Below are 18,000 nucleotides of genomic sequence, written 5' to 3' on the forward strand. Positions count from 1 at the left end.
CATGGGCGGCACGCCTTATGTCGCATTTTTTGGAAAATCATGGCTTTAGCTGAAGACATCTCGGCCGCCGCGGGGCATACCCCGTTCATGCGCCAGTACCTGGCTGCGAAGGCGGAACATCCGGACATCCTGCTGTTCTTCCGGATGGGCGACTTCTACGAGCTGTTCTACGACGACGCACGCAAGGCGGCGCGACTGCTCGATATCACCCTGACCCAGCGTGGGCAGTCGGCCGGCGCGCCGATTCCCATGGCGGGTGTGCCCTACCACGCGGTGGAAGGCTATCTGGCGCGGCTGGTGAAGCTGGGCGAGTCAGTGGCCCTTTGCGAGCAGATCGGTGATCCGGCCACCTCGAAGGGGCCGGTGAAGCGCGAGGTCGTGCGCATCGTCACGCCGGGTACGGTCACCGATGCCGCCCTGATGGAAGAGCGCAGGGACAACCTGCTGCTCTCCATCGCCGCCGGTCCGAAGGGCTATGGCCTGGCCTGGGTGGATCTCTCCACCGGCCGTTTCCTGCTGACCGAAGTGAACTCGCCCGAAGGCCTCGCCGCCGAACTGGCGCGCCTGCAACCGGCCGAGACCCTGGTCAGCGAGGACGTGGCATGGCCGAAGCTGGTCAGCACGCTACCCGGCGTGCGCAAGCGCCAGCCCTGGCATTTCGATGGCGATGCCGCCACGCGCGAGCTGTGCCGTTTCTTCCGTACGCGCGACTTGCTCGGCTTCGGCGTGGAAGGCCTGCCGCTGGCCGTGGCGGCTGCCGGCTGCCTGCTCGGCTATGTCGAGGAAACCCAGAAGAGCGCGCTGCCGCATCTCACCGGCCTGGCCGTGGAGAACGCGAGCGAAACCATCGCGATGGACGCCGCCACGCGACGCAACCTGGAAATCGACGCGCACCAGAGCGGCAACGTCGACAACACCTTGCTCGGCGTGCTCGACGAAACGGTGACGCCGATGGGCGCGCGCCTGCTGCGTCGCTGGCTCAATCGCCCACTGCGCGATCGTGCCGTACTGCGCGGCCGTCACCAGGCCATCGGCAGCCTCATCGACCAGCGCCGCCATGGCAGCCTGCGTGAGCGCCTGCGTGGCGTGGGCGATCTCGAGCGCATCCTGGCGCGCGTCGCGCTGCGTTCGGCGCGTCCGCGTGACCTTTCCACGCTGCGCGACGGCCTTGCCGCCGCTCCCGAACTGCGCGATGAAATCGCCGGCCTGGACAGCCCGCTGCTACATGGCCTCGTGCAGCGAATCGGCGACCACGCCGATACCGCCGCCCTGCTCGCCCGAGCCATCGTCGAGGCACCGCCCGTGCTGCTGCGCGATGGTGGCGTGCTTGCCGAAGGCTACGACGAAGACCTCGACGAACTGCGTCGCCTGTCCACCCATGCCGACCAGTTCCTGGTCGACATGGAAGAACGCGAGAAGGCGGCCAGCGGTATTCCCACCCTCAAGGTGGGCTACAACCGCGTGCACGGCTACTACATCGAGATCACCAAGGCGCAGGCCGACAAGGCACCGCAGCACTACACGCGCCGGCAGACCACGAAGAACGCCGAACGCTACATCACCGAAGAACTGAAGCAGTTCGAAGACAAGGTGCTGTCGGCAAAGGAACGCTCGCTCATGCGCGAGCGGGCTCTTTACGAACTACTGCTCGACAAGCTCATCGAGCGTCTTTCGGAACTCAAGGTCGCCGCCTCGGCCATTGCCGAGCTCGATGTGCTCGCCAACCTGGCCGAGCGTGCCGAGACGCTGGACTGGGCCGCCCCCGAACTCACCGACGTGCCGGGCATCCACATCGATCGCGGTCGCCACCCCGTGGTGGAAAAGGTGCGCGACGAACCCTTCGAGCCGAACGATCTGGTGCTGGATCGCGGTCGTCGCATGCTGGTGATCACTGGTCCGAACATGGGCGGTAAGTCCACCTACATGCGCCAGAACGCGCTGATCGTGCTACTGGCGCACGTGGGCAGCTACGTGCCTGCATCGGCGGCCACCATCGGCCCGATCGACCGCATTTTCACCCGCATCGGCGCGGGCGACGACCTCTCGCGCGGCCAGTCGACCTTCATGGTCGAGATGAGCGAGACGGCCAACATCCTGCACAACGCCACCGATTGCAGCCTGGTGCTCATGGACGAGGTGGGTCGCGGCACCAGCACCTACGACGGCCTCTCGCTGGCGCGTGCCGCCGCCGTGCATCTGGCGGCCACCAGCTGTGCCTTCACATTGTTCGCCACGCACTACTTCGAGCTGACGGAGCTGGCGGGCGAATTCCGCACCATCGCCAACGTGCATCTGGATGCCGTGGAGTACGGCGAGCAGCTGGTCTTCATGCATACGGTGAAGGACGGCCCGGCCAACCGTAGTTTCGGCTTGCAGGTGGCGGCACTCGCCGGCCTGCCGAAGACGGTGATCGCCGATGCACGGCGCTACCTCGCTGCGCTGGAACAGGGCCATGAAGTCACGGCCGCGGTAGCTGCGCCGCCTGCGGCCACTACGCCGCAGCTGGGGCTGTTCGCGCCGTCCCTGCCCTCACCCGTGGAAGAAGCGCTGCGCTCCATCGACCCGGACGACCTGAGCCCGCGCGATGCCCTGGAGCAGCTCTACAAGCTGCGCAAGATGCTGCGCTGATTCATTGAGGCTATCTATCGAAACGATCTGAACAATCGAATTCACTGTGGGGCGATGCCTTTCTATAGTGACGTCGTTCCACCTGTTTTTCGTTGGGTTCAATCGCGCTGTCGCTCCCTGTGGCGCGTTCGTTTCACCAGGCCTCATGACTCTCCATCTTCGGCCTCGTGACGTCCCCCGCATCCGCCCGAGTCAGCAGCCCGGGCCGGATGTTTCGGGGGACGGCTTTTTTAAAGCCTCATGTAGGAGCGCGCCTCGCGCGCGACCGGATCTGGCGGTGCCCCCTGGGTCGCGCGCAAGGCGCGCTCCTACAGGGGGTTCGGTTTATCGGACCATACGGCCAGTTCATGGCCGTCGGGGTCGCGGAAATGAAAGCGTCGTCCACCCGGAAACTCGAAGATCGGCTTGGCGATGCTGCCCCCGGCATTCGTGACCTGCTCCAGGGTCTTTTCCAGATGCTCGGCATAAAGAATCACCAACGGCCCACCGGTGACCACCTGCGAACCTGCGGCAAAACCACCCTTCATCCGGCCATCGTCAAACTCGGTGTAGTGCGGACCGTAATCCGTGAACTTCCAGCCAAACGCCTCGCCGTAGAACTGCTTGCTGCGCCCCGTGTCGGCGACATTGAGCTCGATATAGTCGATCCGTTCCTTCCCCACCTGCATCTCCTGCTGCACCCGGCCTGCGCTCGGGCAACAAAACGAAAACAACCCGGGCGTTCACTCCCCGGGTGACCAGCGCACCGTGCACAAGTAACACGAAACGATTGACATCGCACCCCCTCGTAGGAGCGCGCCTCGCGCGCGACCGGCCAGCCCTCAACGCCAATCCCGCCCCAAACCACCCATCTCTGCGCTATCTCGCCACCTGCCGCTTCTGCGCAAGCCATCCGACGCCAACCAACAATCCAGGCCCACCACCTAAAGCTGCTTCTTCAAATCCTGGATCAACCGTCGCGACCGCTTGTCCGGCCGCGAACCCGGCCGCAACAACGCCCCACCGGTAAGACGCCGGTCCTCCCGCTGGCGCTCGCGCTGCGCGATGCTGGCCGCGGTTTCCTCATACAGCTTGCGCGCCTCGGGCGCCGGCCCACGCTTGGTGGACAGTGCCGCCACGACACAGGTCAGCCGCTCCTCGCCCCGGGTGACCTTCAGGGTGTCGCCGATCTGCACGGTCTTGGCCGGCTTGCAGGTAACGTCATTGAGCTCCACCTTGCCGCCGTCGATGGCTTCCTTCGCGAGGCTGCGGGTCTTGAAAAAGCGTGCGGCCCAGAGCCACACATCGGCGCGTACGCCGGCATTGGTCGAGTGTTCGGTCATGCGGGGAAGTGTGAGGCCGTTGGCGCCCGATCCCAAGCGTCAGGCCGGCAGGAGCGCATTGCCCAGGGGAATCGTCAGTAAAGAAAGGAGGATGCCCGCACCAAGCACGGTATTGGCCAGCCGCGGTTCGAGGCCATGCTGGTCGGCAAGGATGGCCGCCGAGATCATCGGTGCCATGGCGGCCTGGAGCACGCCCACCGTCAGCGTGAGGCCACCGACACCGGCGGCAAGTCCGATGACCAGCATGAGCAGCGGTGCCAGCAGCATCTTCCAGCCGAGTCCGGCAACGAGCGCTCCGACCTGCTCGCGTTGCAGGTGCAGACGGAACTGGAGACCCACCGAGAACAGCGCCAGCGGCGTCAGCGTCTGGCCGAGCTGCATCAGCACCTTGTCCACGGCGACCGGCCAACCGCCTGCCACGCCGACGAGGATGCCCACCAGCAAGGCCAGGAAGGCAGGAAAGGTGAATACGCGGCGCACGATGGCGGTCGCCGAGGTCGCCCTGCCCGAGTAAAGCGAGGCCACCACGATACCGGCCGATGCGAGCAGCGGGAAACAGCCGAGCTGGTCGGCGATGACGGCAATGGAGAGGCCGGCCTTGCCGTGCATGGCTTCCATCATCGGATAGCCCATGAACGAGGTGTTGCCCAGTCCGCAGACGAGGATCAGGCAGCCGATGCGGTGCCGTGACCAGCCGAAGGCGCGGCCCAGCGATGCGAAGACGGCCCATGCGCCGAAAAAGGTGACGTACATCGCCGCCACGGGAAACCACAGGTGCGAGTCCAGCGGCACCTGTGGCACCAGGGCGAGTACCAGCGCCGGCAAGGCGACGTTGAGCACCCACCAGTTGATGCCCTGCACGATGCCATCGGGCAGATTGGCGTAACGGCGGGCCAGGATGCCGAGGGCGAGGCAGGTGAAGAGGATGAGCAGGGCTGACATGGCCCCGGAACATACCAGAGCACTTCCTGTAGGAGCGTGCTTGCGCGCGACCGGTATCGCAAAAAGGTTGCTTATCGCGATACCGGTCGCGCGCAAGGCGCGCTCCTGCAAGAGCGCGTTCGGCGCGTTTTGCTTCGGCCGGTCGCGCGCGAGGCGCGCTCCGGCAAAAGCAGGTCGAGGCGTTTAGCCCAGGAGGACGCGGTTCATGCGTTGCACGAAGGCAGCGGGGTCGGCGAGCTGGGCGCCGGCGGTGATTTCAGCCTGCTCCAGCAGCAGGCTGGCGAGATCGCCGGCCTTCGCGTCGTCTGTTTCCGCAGCGAGGCGCTTCACCAGCGCATGCTCCGGATTCACTTCGAGCACCGGCTTGCTGTCCGGCACATCCTGGCCGGCTTCGCGCAGCAGGCGTGCCAGGTGCGGGGCCATCTCGTAATCGGCCAGGGCCAGGCACGACGGCGAGTCGGTGAGACGGGCGGACACGCGGACGTCGCCGACGCGATCACCCAGCAGTGTCTTTGCGCGCTCCAGCAGCGGTTCGGCTTCCTTGGTTGCCGCTTCCTGCTTCGCCTTGTCGGCTTCGTCGAGCGGGAACTCGCCCTTGGCGACGTTACGCAGGCGCTTGCCTTCGTATTCGTTGAGGTAACCCAGCATCCACTCATCGACACGGTCGAACATGAGCAGCACTTCGATGCCCTTGGCCTTCAGCGCTTCGAGCTGCGGGCTACCGGCGGCGGCCGCATAGCTGTCGGCGGTGACGTACCAGATGGCATCCTGGTCGACGACCATACGACCGATGTAGTCGTCGAAAGACACCGTCTTCGCCGCGCCATCGCCCTTGGTGGACGCGAAACGCAGCAGCTTGGCGATGCGCTCGCGATTGGAGGCGTCCTCGACGATGCCTTCCTTCAGCGTATTGCCGAAGGCCGACAGGAAGCCGGCGAATTTCTCCGGCTCATCGCGCGAGAGCCTTTCCAGCAGATCAAGCACGCGCTTCGTGCAGGCGCCCTTGATCTTGTCCAGCTGGCGGTTCTGCTGGAGGATCTCGCGGCTCACGTTGAGCGGCAGGTCGTCGGCGTCCACCACGCCGCGCACGAAGCGCAGGTAGTTGGGCAGCAGCTCTTCGGCGGCGTCCATGATGAAGACGCGCTTGATGTACAGCTTCAGGCCCTTGCGCTCGTCACGACCGCCCATCATCAGGTCGAACGGCGGCTGCTCCGGCACGAACAGCAGGGTGGTGAAGCTCTGGCTGCCTTCGACGCGGTTGTGCGTCCAGGCGAGCGGGTCGTTGAAATCGTGGCCGAGGGCCTTGTAGAAGGCCTTGTACTCGTCGTCGGTGATCTCGCTCTTCGAGCGGGCCCACAGGGCCGAGGCCGAGTTGATCGTCTCCCATTCGGTCGGGTCCGGCTTGCCGTCGGTTTCCTTGGGCATGCGGATCGGGAAGGCGACGTGGTCGGAGTACTTCTTCACCAGCGAACGCAGCTGCCAGGCCTTGAGGAATTCGTCCTCGTCGGCCTTCAGGTGCAGCACCACGGTGGTGCCGCGCTCGGTGACGTTGGTTTCTTCGAGGGTGTATTCGCCCTTGCCGTCGCTTTCCCAGCGCACGCCGCTCCCGGTGGGCTGACCTGCGCGACGGGTGATCACGGTGACCTTGTCGGCCACCACGAAGGCGGAATAGAAGCCCACGCCGAACTGGCCGATCAGGCGCGCGTCGGCCTTCTGCTCGCCGGACAGCGCTTCGAGGTAGCGGCGGGTGCCGGAGCTGGCGATGGTACCGATGTTGGCCACCACGTCGTCCCGCGTCATGCCGATGCCGTTGTCGCGCACGCTGATGGTGCGGGCGTCGGGGTCCCAGGTGATCTGGATGCGCAGGTCGGCGTCGTCGGCGGTGAGGCTGGCATCGGCCAGCGCTTCGAACCGCAGTTTGTCGCAGGCGTCGGACGCGTTGGAGATCAGCTCGCGCAGGAAGATTTCCTTGTGCGAGTAGAGGGAGTGGGTCACCAGGTGCAGGACCTGGGCGACCTCGGCTTCGAACTTACGGGTTTCCTGGCTCACGATGCCGTTCCTTCAGGATGGGACAGACACCGGATTATGGGGGCGCCGGGCGAAGGACAAAAGCAGGGGAGCCGTGTAGGAGCGCGCATTGATGGGGGCCGACCGTGTCGGCGATGGCTATGGGTGATCGATGCGCTTTCGCGAGCACCCATCGCGGATACGATCCGCTCCCACCAAGGCGCGCTCCTACAGGAAAGAAAAGGCCGCCTCGGGGGCGGCCTTTTGATCAGCGGGCGTTCTGCAACGCCGCGATGCGCTCCTCGATGGGAGGGTGGCTCATGAACAGGCGCTTGAAACCCGATGCCAGCTGGCCCGAGATGCCGAAGGCCTGGATGGTCTGCGGCAGCGTGGTGTCGCCGTGGTTTCCGGACAGGCGCTGCAGGGCCGAGATCATCGAGGCCCGGCCAGCCAGGTTGGCGCCGGCCGCGTCCGCCCGGAACTCGCGCCAGCGCGAGAACCACATCACGATCATCGAGGCGAACAGGCCGAAGATGATCTGCAGGATCATCACGGTGACGAAGTAGCCGATGCCGCCCTCGCCGTCGCGCTCGCGACCGCCGGACAGCCAGCTGTCGATCACCCGGCCCACGATGCGGGCCAGCACGATTACCAGGGTATTGAGCACGCCCTGGATCAGGGTCAGGGTGACCATGTCGCCATTGGCGACGTGGCCGATCTCGTGGCCCAGCACCGCCGAGACCTGCTCGCGGTCCATCTGCTGGAGCAGGCCGGTGCTGACGGCCACCAGCGAGCTGTTGCGGGTCATGCCCGTGGCGAAGGCATTCATTTCCGGCGCGTCGTAGACGGCCACTTCGGGCATGCCGATGCCGGCCTTGTCGGCGTGGCGGCGCACGGTGTCGAGCAGCCAGCGCTCGGTTTCGTTGCTCGGCGTGGTGATGACCTTGGCGCCCGTGGACATCTTCGCCATCCACTTGGACATGGCCAGCGAGATGAACGCGCCGCCCATGCCGAACACGGCGGCGAACACGATCAGGCCGCCAAGGCCCATGCCGCGCTGGGCAGCCCACTGGTCGATACCAAGCAGGTGACAGACCGCGCTGAGGAGGAAGATGACCGCGAGGTTGGTCGCGATGAACAGGGCAATACGTTTGAACATGGGGTTCTCTCTCACGACGGCTGTCTATGTGGCGCCGCCCGGATGCAGTTTTCGGGGCTTAGGCTGAACGATTCAATGCCCGATGTACCCACAAGCGCGCCCGTCCCGGTATGGCGCCGTTCAGCGAATGAAGCCTTGTCCTACACTGTCTGCTTCGCGTCCCACTCGCGCTGAGAAACGTCTCACCATTGGATCCGTCTACCCGCACGCGCTATCGCGGGCGTTTCGCCCCCTCTCCCACCGGCGCCCTGCACTTCGGTTCGCTGGTGGCCGCCGTCGGCAGCTGGCTGGTAGCAAGACACGCCAGTGGTGACTGGCTGCTGCGCGTGGAAGACATCGACCCGCCGCGCGAGGTTCCCGGCGCCGCGGCAGGCATCCTCGCCGCCCTCGATGCCTTCGGCCTGCATGCCGACGAGCCGGTGGTCTACCAGTCCCGTCGCCAGGCCCTCTACGAGTCCGCCTTCGAGCGTCTTCGCGAGGCCGGGGAGGTGTTCCCCTGTTGGTGCAGCCGGGCCGACCTGGCGCCGCATGGGGGTATCCATCGCGACGGTCGGTGTGTGGCGGCACCTGATCCGCAACGTCCGCCTGCCTGGCGCCTGCGGGTGCCGGACGAAACCCTGCGCTGGACCGATGAACTCCAGGGCCCTCAAGAGGAAAACCTGCGTGACGTGGCAGGTGACTTCGTCATCCGCCGCGTCGAGGGCCTGTGGGCCTACCAGTTGGCCTGCGTGGTGGACGACGCCGACCAGGGCATCACCCACGTGGTGCGCGGAGCCGACCTGCTGGAATCCACCGCCCGGCAGATCTATCTGCAACGCGTTCTCGGCCTGACGACGCCCGGCTACCTGCACCTGCCACTGGTACTGGATGGCGAGGGCCGCAAGCTGTCCAAGTCGGCCGCGTCGCTACCGGTGGACCCGGCCGATCCCCTGCCCGCCCTCCGACGGGCCTTGGCATGGCTGGGCGTGCCGGCAGGCGACGCCGGGGACAGTCCCGGGGCCCTGCTGGCCTCGGCGCTGAACGGATTCCAGCCTGCGGCGCTTCGCCGCAGTAGTCTTACCCCGGCGCCGGCGTTATAAAAATCGTTTGCCCGCCACGCGGGCCACTCCATTACGGGACACGGCTGGGATGAAGCACGGCATCACGCAACGCACGGCGCTGGTCACCGGCGGCACCGGGGGCATAGGCACGGCGATCGTGCGCTACCTTGCCCGCCAGGGCCACCGGGTGGCCACCAACTACCGCGACGACGCCAGGGCCGCGGCATGGCGCGAGGACATGATCCGCGACGGCATCGACGTGGTGATGGTCAAGGGAGACGTTTCCGATCCTCATTCGGCGGCGGACATGATCCGCGGCGTGGAGGAACTGGCTGGTCCGGTCGAGATCCTCATCAACAACGCCGGCATCACCCGCGACACCACCTTCCACAAGATGGACTACCAGCAGTGGACCGAGGTGGTGAACACCAACCTCAACGCCTGCTTCAACGTCACCCGCCCGGTCATCGAGGGCATGCGCTCCCGCCAATGGGGTCGCATCGTTCAGATCAGCTCGATCAACGGCCAGAAGGGCCAGTACGGCCAGGCCAACTACGCCGCCGCCAAGGCCGGCGTGCATGGTTTCACGATCTCGCTCGCGCAGGAAAACGCCCGCTTCGGCATCACGGTGAATACCGTATCGCCGGGCTACGTGGGTACGGACCTGGTGATGGCCGTGCCGGAAGATATCCGCGCCAAGATCGTCGCGCAGATTCCTGTCGGCCGCCTCGGGCGTCCGGATGAAATCGCGCACGCGGTGGCCTTCCTCACCTCCGAGGAATCCAGCTGGATCACCGGCTCGAACCTGGCCATCAACGGCGGCCACTACATGGGCTGGTAAACGCCCCTGTAGGAGCGCGCCTTGCGCGCGACCGGTTCTGACGAAACCCATGGGGCTCGTCGCACAGTCCGGTCGCGCGCAAGGCGCGCTCCTACAACAGGTTTGCGATGTCGCGGGGTTCGCGGATATCCACCTTATTGTGGTGCGCGCGGAACTTCGCCATCACCTGATAGGCCAGCCGGCGCGCACGCATCACGGAACCCAGCGGCCGGTGTGCGGCGATGCCGTGCCACGGGCTGAATGACAAGCCATCGTCGATGGCTTGTCGACGCGACTCGTTCCACGCAGGCTGTGGCGCCAGCACGATACGCGCCACATCGATGTACGGGCTCTTTTCTTCCGGCCACGGCACCGAGGCGTCCTCGACGGGCATCGTCTCCGGGTCGGTCAGGAATTGCACACGCACGTCCCACTCGCCTCCCTGCGCTGCGAAGTGTTCCTGCACCGCCTCGCGCAGGCCATCGGGCCGTCCGTTGACCTCGACATGCGCGCCGGTCAGCTTCGTGAGATTCGGCGAACGCGGTGCAATGCACAGCTTCACCACATAATCGCCGAAACGCAGCGGTGCCTGGCTGTAATAGGTGTCGCCCAGCGGGTGTGTCTCCGGCTGCCCGCCGAGGGCCAGCAAGGTCGAGCTCTTTCCACCGAAGGCTTCGACGACGCGCTCTGCACCACGCAGTACGGCGGAAAGGGCCTTCTTGGCGCCTTCGGCACGATCGGTGGTGGCGGCCACCAGCTTCAGCGAGCCGGAAAATTTCTTCGCCGTCGCCGCCTTGAATGCCGGGCCGTTGGCCAGCACGAAATCCTGCGTGACGTCGTTTTCGCTACCCGGCAGACGCTCGCCGTCCACACCGACGATCTTCACCGCCATGCCACGCGGGGTGGACACGCTATCGTCAAGCAGGTCGCCGGGAATCGTGGACAGTCGCATCACGAGGGGCCACGTGCCGGGCCTGGCAAAGATGCCTTGCGCCAGTTCCCGGGGCAGGTCGCCGGGGACGATGAGTTCGCCTGTCAGCAGTCCGTGGCTCTTCGCATGTACCGAGCGGTAGGCGTGCTTTTCGTGTTCCAGCGTCGTGGTGTTGATGCCGGTGAGGGTTTCGATCAATTCCTCGGCCGTCTCGGCTTCATCGTCGCCGACGTGCTCCAGCGCATCGTTGTAGAGGATCGGAGCGGGATGAAGCGACAAGGGCATGGCACGACCTCCGGACGGGATCGGAAGATCGTCACCGCGCCCACGTGAACTCCATGTAGGAGCGTGCTTGCGCGCGACTTGAGCGAAGCCGCCTGTCCGGTCGCGCGCGAGGCGCGCTCCTACAGGAGAGTGCGGTCGCGCGAGGCGCGATCTTCCCCGCTTTTGTAGGAGCGTGCTTGCGCGCGACCGGTGGGTGAGGTAGCGCGCAGGCGTTGCTATTACTTGAAGCGATAGCTGAACGTCAGGTTCCAGCGCTTCTCGCGGGTGGTGCTTTCCGGTGGCTTGTCGCCGGTGGGTTTGGCCAGGGCGAGATCAATGGTGTAGTGCTTCGCATCGGAGAAACGCACGCCAACCGCCGCCGAGTCGAGATGGTTGATCAGTGGCCGTGCACCGTTGAGGTAGACGCGCGCACTCTGATACGCCACGTACGGCACGATCGACTTCACCCACGTATCGCCTGACACGAACGCTCGATTCACTTCCGCCGATGCACCCCAGCCACTGTCGCCGGCCGCATCGCCGGGGTCATAGGCATAGGCGTAGCTCGGTCCACCGAAGTTGATCTGCTCGGTCGACGGCAGCGAATCCTTGCTGTATTGGCCCGTCAGCCGGAACACGGCACCGAACTTGTGGCCTAGCTGCTGTGACCACAGCCCATTGATCATGTAGCGGGTGAACGTAGTGTCTGGCAACGCCACCGACACGCCTCCCGGTACATTGGTCAGTGCCCGCGAATAAGCCCCCATGCCGTCGAAACCATGTGCCACGGCGAAGCTGAATTGCTCCGTGTGTTTCTCGGCGATCTTCAGCCATGCCAGCTCTGCATTGAGTACGCGCACATTCGACTGCAACGCGATGAATGCCCCGGTATCCACGTTGTGATAACGGTCGTCCTGTTTCGACCCATAGAAACCGATCGTCAGGTTCAGGCGCTTCGTGTTGGTGAGGATGATCGGATAGCTGGTGGAAAGCGCCAGCTTGCTCTGGCTCAGTCGATGATCGAGGTACGACGGCAGCTGGCTGTTGTCGGTATCCGGGTTGCCCCAGTAGCGGCTGGCATCCACCTTGGCCTGCCAGCCACGCGAACCGATCGGCTCCAGCCAGGTCGCCGCGTAATAGCGCTGCCCGCCACCATTGGGAATCAGCGTCGATATGCTCAGCTGCTCACCCAGTGGCGTGAGTCCGTTCTCCTGCAGCGATAACACGCCCTGAGTACCGGGGTGGTTGAAATCGACGCCATAACTCGCGTCATAGCGCTGCCGGGTGACATCGAGATCCAGCCGCGTTGCACCGTCGGTGGTCGTGGGCGCCGGTACGTTGGCCGCCACCTTCACGCCGGGCAGCATGCCCAGAAGCTGGGTGTAACGCTCGAAGGTCTCCTGTCGCAGCGGACGTTCGTCGACGAGGTGCTGGGCCATGGCGCGGATGCGCTTGTCCATGTTGCCCGTGTCACCCTTGACCTGCACGTCGGCGACGTAGCCTTCCACCACCGTGATGCGCACGACGCCACCGGCGAAATCCTGGGACGGCACGAAGGCGAACGACAGCGCATAGCCCTGTTGCTTGTACATCGCCGTGACCTTGTCGCAGGCGGCGATCAGGTCGCGCACCGTCACTTCCTTCCCGCGCATCGGCGAGAAGACGTCGGCGACCTTGTCGAAGGAAATCGATTTCACCCCGCTCACGTCGAAACGGGATGGCGTGATCCGGCTGGCGAGCAAGGCCTCCATGGCCTGGGTCGGAGCCTGCACGTTGACCTTGACCGCGGGCGCCTCTTTGGGGACTTCGACGCGCGGAAGGGTTTGCAGTGGATTGGCCGGGACGCGAACCTGCGCCTGGGCGGAACATACGACGGTGATGCCAGCGAGGCAGCCGAACCATCGATTCATGGGTTCTCCCTGCAAACGATGACGAACGTCGCCCTGCCCGGTCGACGCCATCGGTGGATCCCACTACCCGGGAGGCAGGTGGCGCATCGCGCCACCTGCTCCGGTCCATCCCTAGTGCTTCTTGATGCCCAGCACCGCGCCGAGGCCCGCGCCCACGTCGACACTGCCACCCGTGCTGCTCGTGCCACCGGCCACTGACCCGACCGTGTTGCTCACGCCGCTGACCACACCACCCACCAGGGAACTGACTGCATTCTGCGCGCCGCCCCCCGTTCCGGTCCCAGCATTTGCGGCATTACTGACCGTCGCTACCGTATTGCTGACCGTGGAGGCCACGGTGCTGGTGAGCGCACTGACCACGTTGCCCGCCCCGCCGGTGCCGCTGCCGGTACCGCCGCTGGCGCCCGTGAGGCCCGTGGCATTGGCGACCTGGTTGACCAGGTTGTTCACCGGCTGGGTCACGGCGGCGGCAGGCGAACTGGCGGACGTGATCGTCGCCACGGTACTGGCCGTGTTGTTCAGCAGGCTCGCCACCGGCGTAGTCACCGGCGACAGTGCGGCCAGCGGGCTGCCCGACGCCGTCAGGCCGGACACCGTGGTCGCTGCCGCGTTGATCGTATTGCCCAGGCCGGTGCCTGTATTCGCGATCGTCGCGTTGGCGCCACCCGCCGCACCGACACCCGTGTTGAGCGTCGTGCTGAGCGCGCCCAGCGTGCCGCCGGTATTCGACAGCAGGTTGCCGGCCAGCGAGGTCACGCCGCCTGCCGCACCCGGCGCCGAGGTGGCCGAGACCTGCGCACCGAGGTTGCTGATGCCCGTGGCGACGCCGCCGGTCACCCCACCGGCCGCCGAACCCGCCGCTGCCACGAGGTTGCCGGAGTTCACCGGGCTGGCGCTGCTGCCCAGTGCGCCGGCGAGCGGCGTCACGACGCTGCTCAGGGTCTGGGTCAGGGTCGTGCCGCCGGAAGAGCCGAGGGCTCCGCCGAGCTGACCACCCAGCTGCTGCACACCCGTACCGAGCTTGTCCACGACGGTACCGACCGTGGCCGTGATCGGGCTGATCGGCGTACCGCCGCCCACGCTGCTGACACCAGCGCCGACGTTGTTCACCGCCTTGCCTACATCGGTGACGACGTTATCCGTGCTGCCAAGGGTCACGCCCACCGGGTTGGAAATGTTGCCGGTCTGGCCGAGGCCGTTGGTGACGCCGTTGCCCAAGGCCGTCACGGCATTGCCGAGATCGCCGACGGCGCCGCCGAGCGACGTGGTGAGGCCGCTGGTGCCACCCAGTGCCGTGATGGCCGGGATCTGGCTGCCAACGCCGGAAACGGTGCCGCCGACGGCCGAAATGATGTTGCCCAGGCCGGTGCTCACGGCGCCAACGGCATTGCTGGGCGGCGGGGTGGGCGTCGTTCCACCGCCTCCGTTGTTGCCGCCTCCACCGTTGTTGCCACCGCCTCCGTTGTTACCGCCTCCACCGTTGTTACCACCACCGCCGTTATTCCCGCCGCCACCATTGGTGCCGCCACCGCCGTTGGTCCCACCTCCACCATTGGTTCCGCCACCGCCGTTGGTGCCGCCTCCACCATTACTGCCGCCACCGCCGTTGGAGCCGGTGCCGCCGGAGCCGGAACCGCCGTTGTCACCCGAGCCGGTGCCACCGCTACCCGAGCCGCCGGAACCGCCGCCGTTATCGCTGCTTCCGCCGGACCCGCCGGCACCACTCGGATTCACCGTCGCACCGGAGCCACCACCGGAATGGGTGGAGCTGTGTCCGCTGCATGCGGTGATCGAGACCATGGCCGCGAGGATGCAACTGGCCAACAAAGTGCGGGTAAAAACCTTGCCGAATGTCTGCTCGCTCATGATTCACTCCTGAACGCGTTGCGTTCTGGGTAGTGCCCCCCTGCCATGTGGGAGCGATTCGAGGACTGTGACCCACGTCACATCCTTGTCTCCATCAAACGCCTGGCGCGAAAGACGGATTACGCAAAATTGGCTAGGGGCAGGGGTTGTTCTGTGCAAATTCGGAGAGTTGTTCAGGGGCGTCGCAGCGGGCGGAAAGACGTTCGATTGAAATGGTTAAATTGATTTTCTCGAGGGGTATCGCCTGATCGGTCGCGCGCAAGGCGCGCTCCTACAGGGCTAGGTTGTAGGAGCGCGCCCTGCGCGCGACCGGTAGGGCTAAGTTGTAGGAGCGCGCCTTGCGCGCGACCGGTCCGGCGCCCCCTACCCCCAAATAAAAAAACGCCCCGGAAAACCCAACGCGCCAGACAGGCGCGCCAGGTCTTCCGGGACGTCTCCGTGACATCCCTTTCGGTGTCGGTTCCGTCAGTGCACGGTGAAAAGCTTGTCGAAGCCGGCGATACGCAAGGTATTGCGCAGCTGCGGGTTCGCATTGACCAGACGGATGTCGGCCCGGTCGCCACCGGCGTGTTCGCGCAGGAGCATCAGCATGCCCAGCGCGGAGCTGTCCATGGCGGTAACGTCTTCCAGGTCGAGGACGTAGCTGCGCACGGCCGCCACGTCGCCCAGGCAGGCGTCGTGGAAGGTGCGGTGGATCGAGAAGTCGAAGCGCTCGCCCAGGTGAAGGGTGAGGCAGCCCTGCTCGGTATCGTGGTGGATGTTGATCGCCATGGGTTATCCCTTCAGAACAGGTCGATGTCGCCGGCGGCCATGGACTGCTGCAACGCAGGTCCGCGCGAACGCAGGCGGGCGCGTTCGCGCTGCTCGGCCAGGCGGGTGCGCACGCGCTGGGCGCGGCTCGCCAGCTCGTTGGCGTCGGCCGGCGCGCAGGCCAGCTCTTCGATATCGCGGGTGCAGTCGGCCGTGATCTCCTGCAGATCGACCAGGCGCGAGCGCGTCTGGTGCAGCAGCTGGCTCAGGATGTCCTCGAACTGCAGCGAGCGGATGGTGGTGGACACGTCGTTGCCGAGGCCACGGTTGATCGTGGCCGCCTCGTCGGCGGCGGCGCTGGTGCGTGCGTTGGTCTCGGTGATGTTCGACATCATCTCGTCGATGTCGCCCTTGGCCTGCAGCGCCACGTTCATGTCCTGCGAGGCCATGTGGCCCACCAGCTCGCGCAGCTGTTCCATCGCCGTGCGCGAACGCTCCACGTGGGTGCCGATCTTCTCGTTGAACTGGTTGCTGTGCTGGGCGAGGTTGCGGATCTCGCCCGCCACCACCGCGAAGCCACGACCGGATTCACCGGCGCGGGCCGCTTCGATGGCTGCGTTGAGCGCCAGCAGGTTGGTTTCCTCGGCGATCGTGTTCACGTTCTTCAGCAGGGCGAACACGGCGTCCATTTCCTTCGCCATGCCGTCGATGCGGTAGACGATGCGCAGGCTTTCGCGCGACAGCTGCACGATGAGGCCCACGAAGTGTTCGAGCAGTCCGGCAGTGCGCGAGGCGAAGTCCTGCACCGAGATGCCCTTGCCTCCACTCTCGATGATCTCGCTCAGCAGCTTCTGCTGCTTGCCGGTCTTCTGCGACAGGCCGTTGAAGCCACCGCCCAGTTCGGCCACGGCATCGCGCAGCAGGTCGAGGGCCTGGTTCAGTTCGCGGCTGGCGTGGCCCAGTTCGTCAACGATGGCGCTGCGCACGTCTTCCATGGCCTCGCGTACCGAGGCTTCCTCGCTGGACGAGCTGTTGAGCACCACCTCGACGGCCGGCAACGGTGCCGGACGCAGGCTGATGGCGATCCAGGTCGCGGTAAGCAGTGCCACCACGACCGGGGCGACCCAGGCCGCATGGAACACGAGGACCAGGACCAGCGCCACGCCGCTGGCGGCGAAGCCGATGCTGCGTTCGTTCTTGGGAATGACCATGATGAACTTCTCGGTTATCAGGTGCCGACGCGTGCGGCGGCGGAAACGGGTGTATGGGCAAGCGCGAGCAGGCGCGCGGCGATGGCGTCCAGCGGCAGCATTTCGCTGGCCGCGCCGGCTTTCCAGGCAGCGCCGGGCATGCCCCAGACGACCGAACTGGCCTCGTCCTGGACCAGGGTCGGTGCGCCGGCTTCCATCAACTCGCCGAGGCCTCGCGCACCGTCGTCGCCCATGCCGGTCAGCAGGCAGCCGATGGTGGCGGCGCCGACGCTGGCGGCCATGGAACGGAACAGCACGTCCACCGACGGCTTGTGCCGGTTTACCGGCGGGCCGTCGTGCAGGCGACAGACGTGGCGTGCGCCGTCCCACATCACCAGCAGATGCTGGCTGCCGGGGGCGATATAGGCGTGGCCGGGCTGGATGGGCTGGCCGTCGCGGGCCTCGCACACCTTCATCGCGGAACAGGTGTCCATGCGCGCGGCAAAGGGGCCGCTGAAGGCGGCGGGGATGTGCTGGGTGATGACGATGGGCGGCGCGGTGGGCGGCATGGCTTCGAGCACCACGCGAATGGCCTCGGTGCCACCCGTGGACGCGCCGATGGCGATGATCCGCATGCCGCCACGCGTGCCGGCCGACTGCGCGCGCGGCAGCACCGCGTCGGCGGACAGGCGCGGAGCCACCTCCAGCCTGGCCGCATCGAGCTTCGTAACGTCGATCTTGTTCACTGCCGTGCGCTCGCGCGGACGCGCGCCCGCGGCGAGGCGCACCTTCGCGCAGATGTCCGGCGCGTGGTCCATGAAGGTGTTGGCCAGATCGGCGGCCGGCTTGGTGAAGAAATCGACCGCGCCCAATTCCAGCGCACGCAGGGTGACGTCCGCCCCGCGCTCGGTCAGCGTGGACACCATCACCACGGGCATCGGCCGCAGGCGCATCAGGTTTTCGAGGAAGGTCAGGCCGTCCATGCGCGGCATCTCGACGTCGAGCGTGAGCACGTCGGGATTGAGCGCCTTGATTTTCTCACGCGCGATCAGCGGATCCGGGGCCGTACCGACCACCTCGATTCCGGGATCGGATTCGAGCATGGCGGTCAGCACCTTACGAACCAGGGCCGAGTCGTCGACGATGAGAACGCGTACTTTCTGCATGGGCT

General features: G+C 66.0%; 14 protein-coding genes. 3 read left to right on the plus strand and 11 right to left on the minus strand.

All coding sequences use genetic code 11. The features are described from left to right. The first annotated feature begins 39 nt into the window (after positions 1-39). Positions 40-2,628, plus strand: a complete 2,589-nt coding sequence (gene mutS / locus HBF25_RS07890; RefSeq protein ID WP_243853112.1) for a DNA mismatch repair protein MutS — start codon at positions 40-42, stop codon at positions 2,626-2,628. 308 nt (positions 2,629-2,936) lie between these two features. Here the strand turns inward: mutS and HBF25_RS07895 are convergent, their stop codons facing one another. The 5 genes from HBF25_RS07895 to htpX form a co-directional block, all read right to left on the minus strand. After that, positions 2,937-3,296 (minus strand): VOC family protein, encoded by a 360-nt coding sequence (locus tag HBF25_RS07895; RefSeq protein WP_166947295.1) that lies wholly within the window; start codon positions 3,294-3,296, stop codon positions 2,937-2,939. A gap of 255 nt (positions 3,297-3,551) precedes the next feature. Then, a complete protein-coding gene (locus HBF25_RS07900) occupies positions 3,552-3,950 on the minus strand; it encodes an RNA-binding S4 domain-containing protein (protein ID WP_166947296.1) in 399 nt (132 codons plus the stop codon). Positions 3,951-3,989: 39 nt separating this feature from the next. After that, positions 3,990-4,892, minus strand: a complete 903-nt coding sequence (locus tag HBF25_RS07905; protein WP_208392455.1) for an AEC family transporter — start codon at positions 4,890-4,892, stop codon at positions 3,990-3,992. A 183-nt stretch (positions 4,893-5,075) separates the two neighbouring features. Then, positions 5,076-6,941 (minus strand): molecular chaperone HtpG, encoded by a 1,866-nt coding sequence (gene htpG, locus HBF25_RS07910; protein WP_341778058.1) that lies wholly within the window; start codon positions 6,939-6,941, stop codon positions 5,076-5,078. Between the two features lie 226 nt (positions 6,942-7,167). Beyond that, complete coding sequence (htpX, locus tag HBF25_RS07915; RefSeq protein ID WP_166947297.1) at positions 7,168-8,058, minus strand: protease HtpX; 891 nt, start codon at positions 8,056-8,058, stop codon at positions 7,168-7,170. Positions 8,059-8,246: 188 nt separating this feature from the next. Between htpX and gluQRS the strand changes: the two genes are divergently transcribed. Further along, the gene (gene gluQRS, locus HBF25_RS07920) at positions 8,247-9,137 is read left to right on the plus strand and encodes a tRNA glutamyl-Q(34) synthetase GluQRS (RefSeq protein ID WP_166947298.1); all 891 of its coding nucleotides are present in this window, start codon (positions 8,247-8,249) and stop codon (positions 9,135-9,137) included. Between the two features lie 61 nt (positions 9,138-9,198). Continuing rightward, positions 9,199-9,939 carry an acetoacetyl-CoA reductase gene (gene phbB, locus HBF25_RS07925; protein WP_166947353.1) on the plus strand — a complete coding sequence of 247 codons (741 nt, stop codon included), beginning with the start codon at positions 9,199-9,201 and terminating at the stop codon, positions 9,937-9,939. A gap of 91 nt (positions 9,940-10,030) precedes the next feature. Here phbB and HBF25_RS07930 read toward each other — a convergent pair whose 3' ends face one another. The 6 genes from HBF25_RS07930 to HBF25_RS07955 all read right to left on the minus strand — a co-directional run bounded on the left by HBF25_RS07930 (position 10,031) and on the right by HBF25_RS07955 (position 17,995). Further along, positions 10,031-11,134, minus strand: coding sequence for a catalase family protein (locus HBF25_RS07930; protein WP_166947299.1), 1,104 nt, complete (start codon positions 11,132-11,134; stop codon positions 10,031-10,033). Between the two features lie 218 nt (positions 11,135-11,352). Beyond that, positions 11,353-13,023 (minus strand): ShlB/FhaC/HecB family hemolysin secretion/activation protein, encoded by a 1,671-nt coding sequence (locus tag HBF25_RS07935; RefSeq protein ID WP_166947300.1) that lies wholly within the window; start codon positions 13,021-13,023, stop codon positions 11,353-11,355. A gap of 111 nt (positions 13,024-13,134) precedes the next feature. Next, the gene (locus tag HBF25_RS07940) at positions 13,135-14,889 is read right to left on the minus strand and encodes a collagen-like triple helix repeat-containing protein (RefSeq protein ID WP_166947301.1); all 1,755 of its coding nucleotides are present in this window, start codon (positions 14,887-14,889) and stop codon (positions 13,135-13,137) included. Positions 14,890-15,354: 465 nt separating this feature from the next. Next, complete coding sequence (locus tag HBF25_RS07945; protein WP_208392458.1) at positions 15,355-15,660, minus strand: STAS domain-containing protein; 306 nt, start codon at positions 15,658-15,660, stop codon at positions 15,355-15,357. An 11-nt stretch (positions 15,661-15,671) separates the two neighbouring features. Next, complete coding sequence (locus HBF25_RS07950; RefSeq protein ID WP_166947302.1) at positions 15,672-16,850, minus strand: methyl-accepting chemotaxis protein; 1,179 nt, start codon at positions 16,848-16,850, stop codon at positions 15,672-15,674. A gap of 17 nt (positions 16,851-16,867) precedes the next feature. Continuing rightward, positions 16,868-17,995: a protein-glutamate methylesterase/protein-glutamine glutaminase gene (locus HBF25_RS07955; RefSeq protein ID WP_166947303.1), complete on the minus strand. Its 1,128-nt coding sequence runs from the start codon at positions 17,993-17,995 to the stop codon at positions 16,868-16,870. Between the last annotated feature and the right edge of the window lie 5 nt (positions 17,996-18,000).

This window comes from Luteibacter anthropi (assembly GCF_011759365.1).
In the GTDB taxonomy this organism is placed as follows: domain Bacteria; phylum Pseudomonadota; class Gammaproteobacteria; order Xanthomonadales; family Rhodanobacteraceae; genus Luteibacter; species Luteibacter anthropi.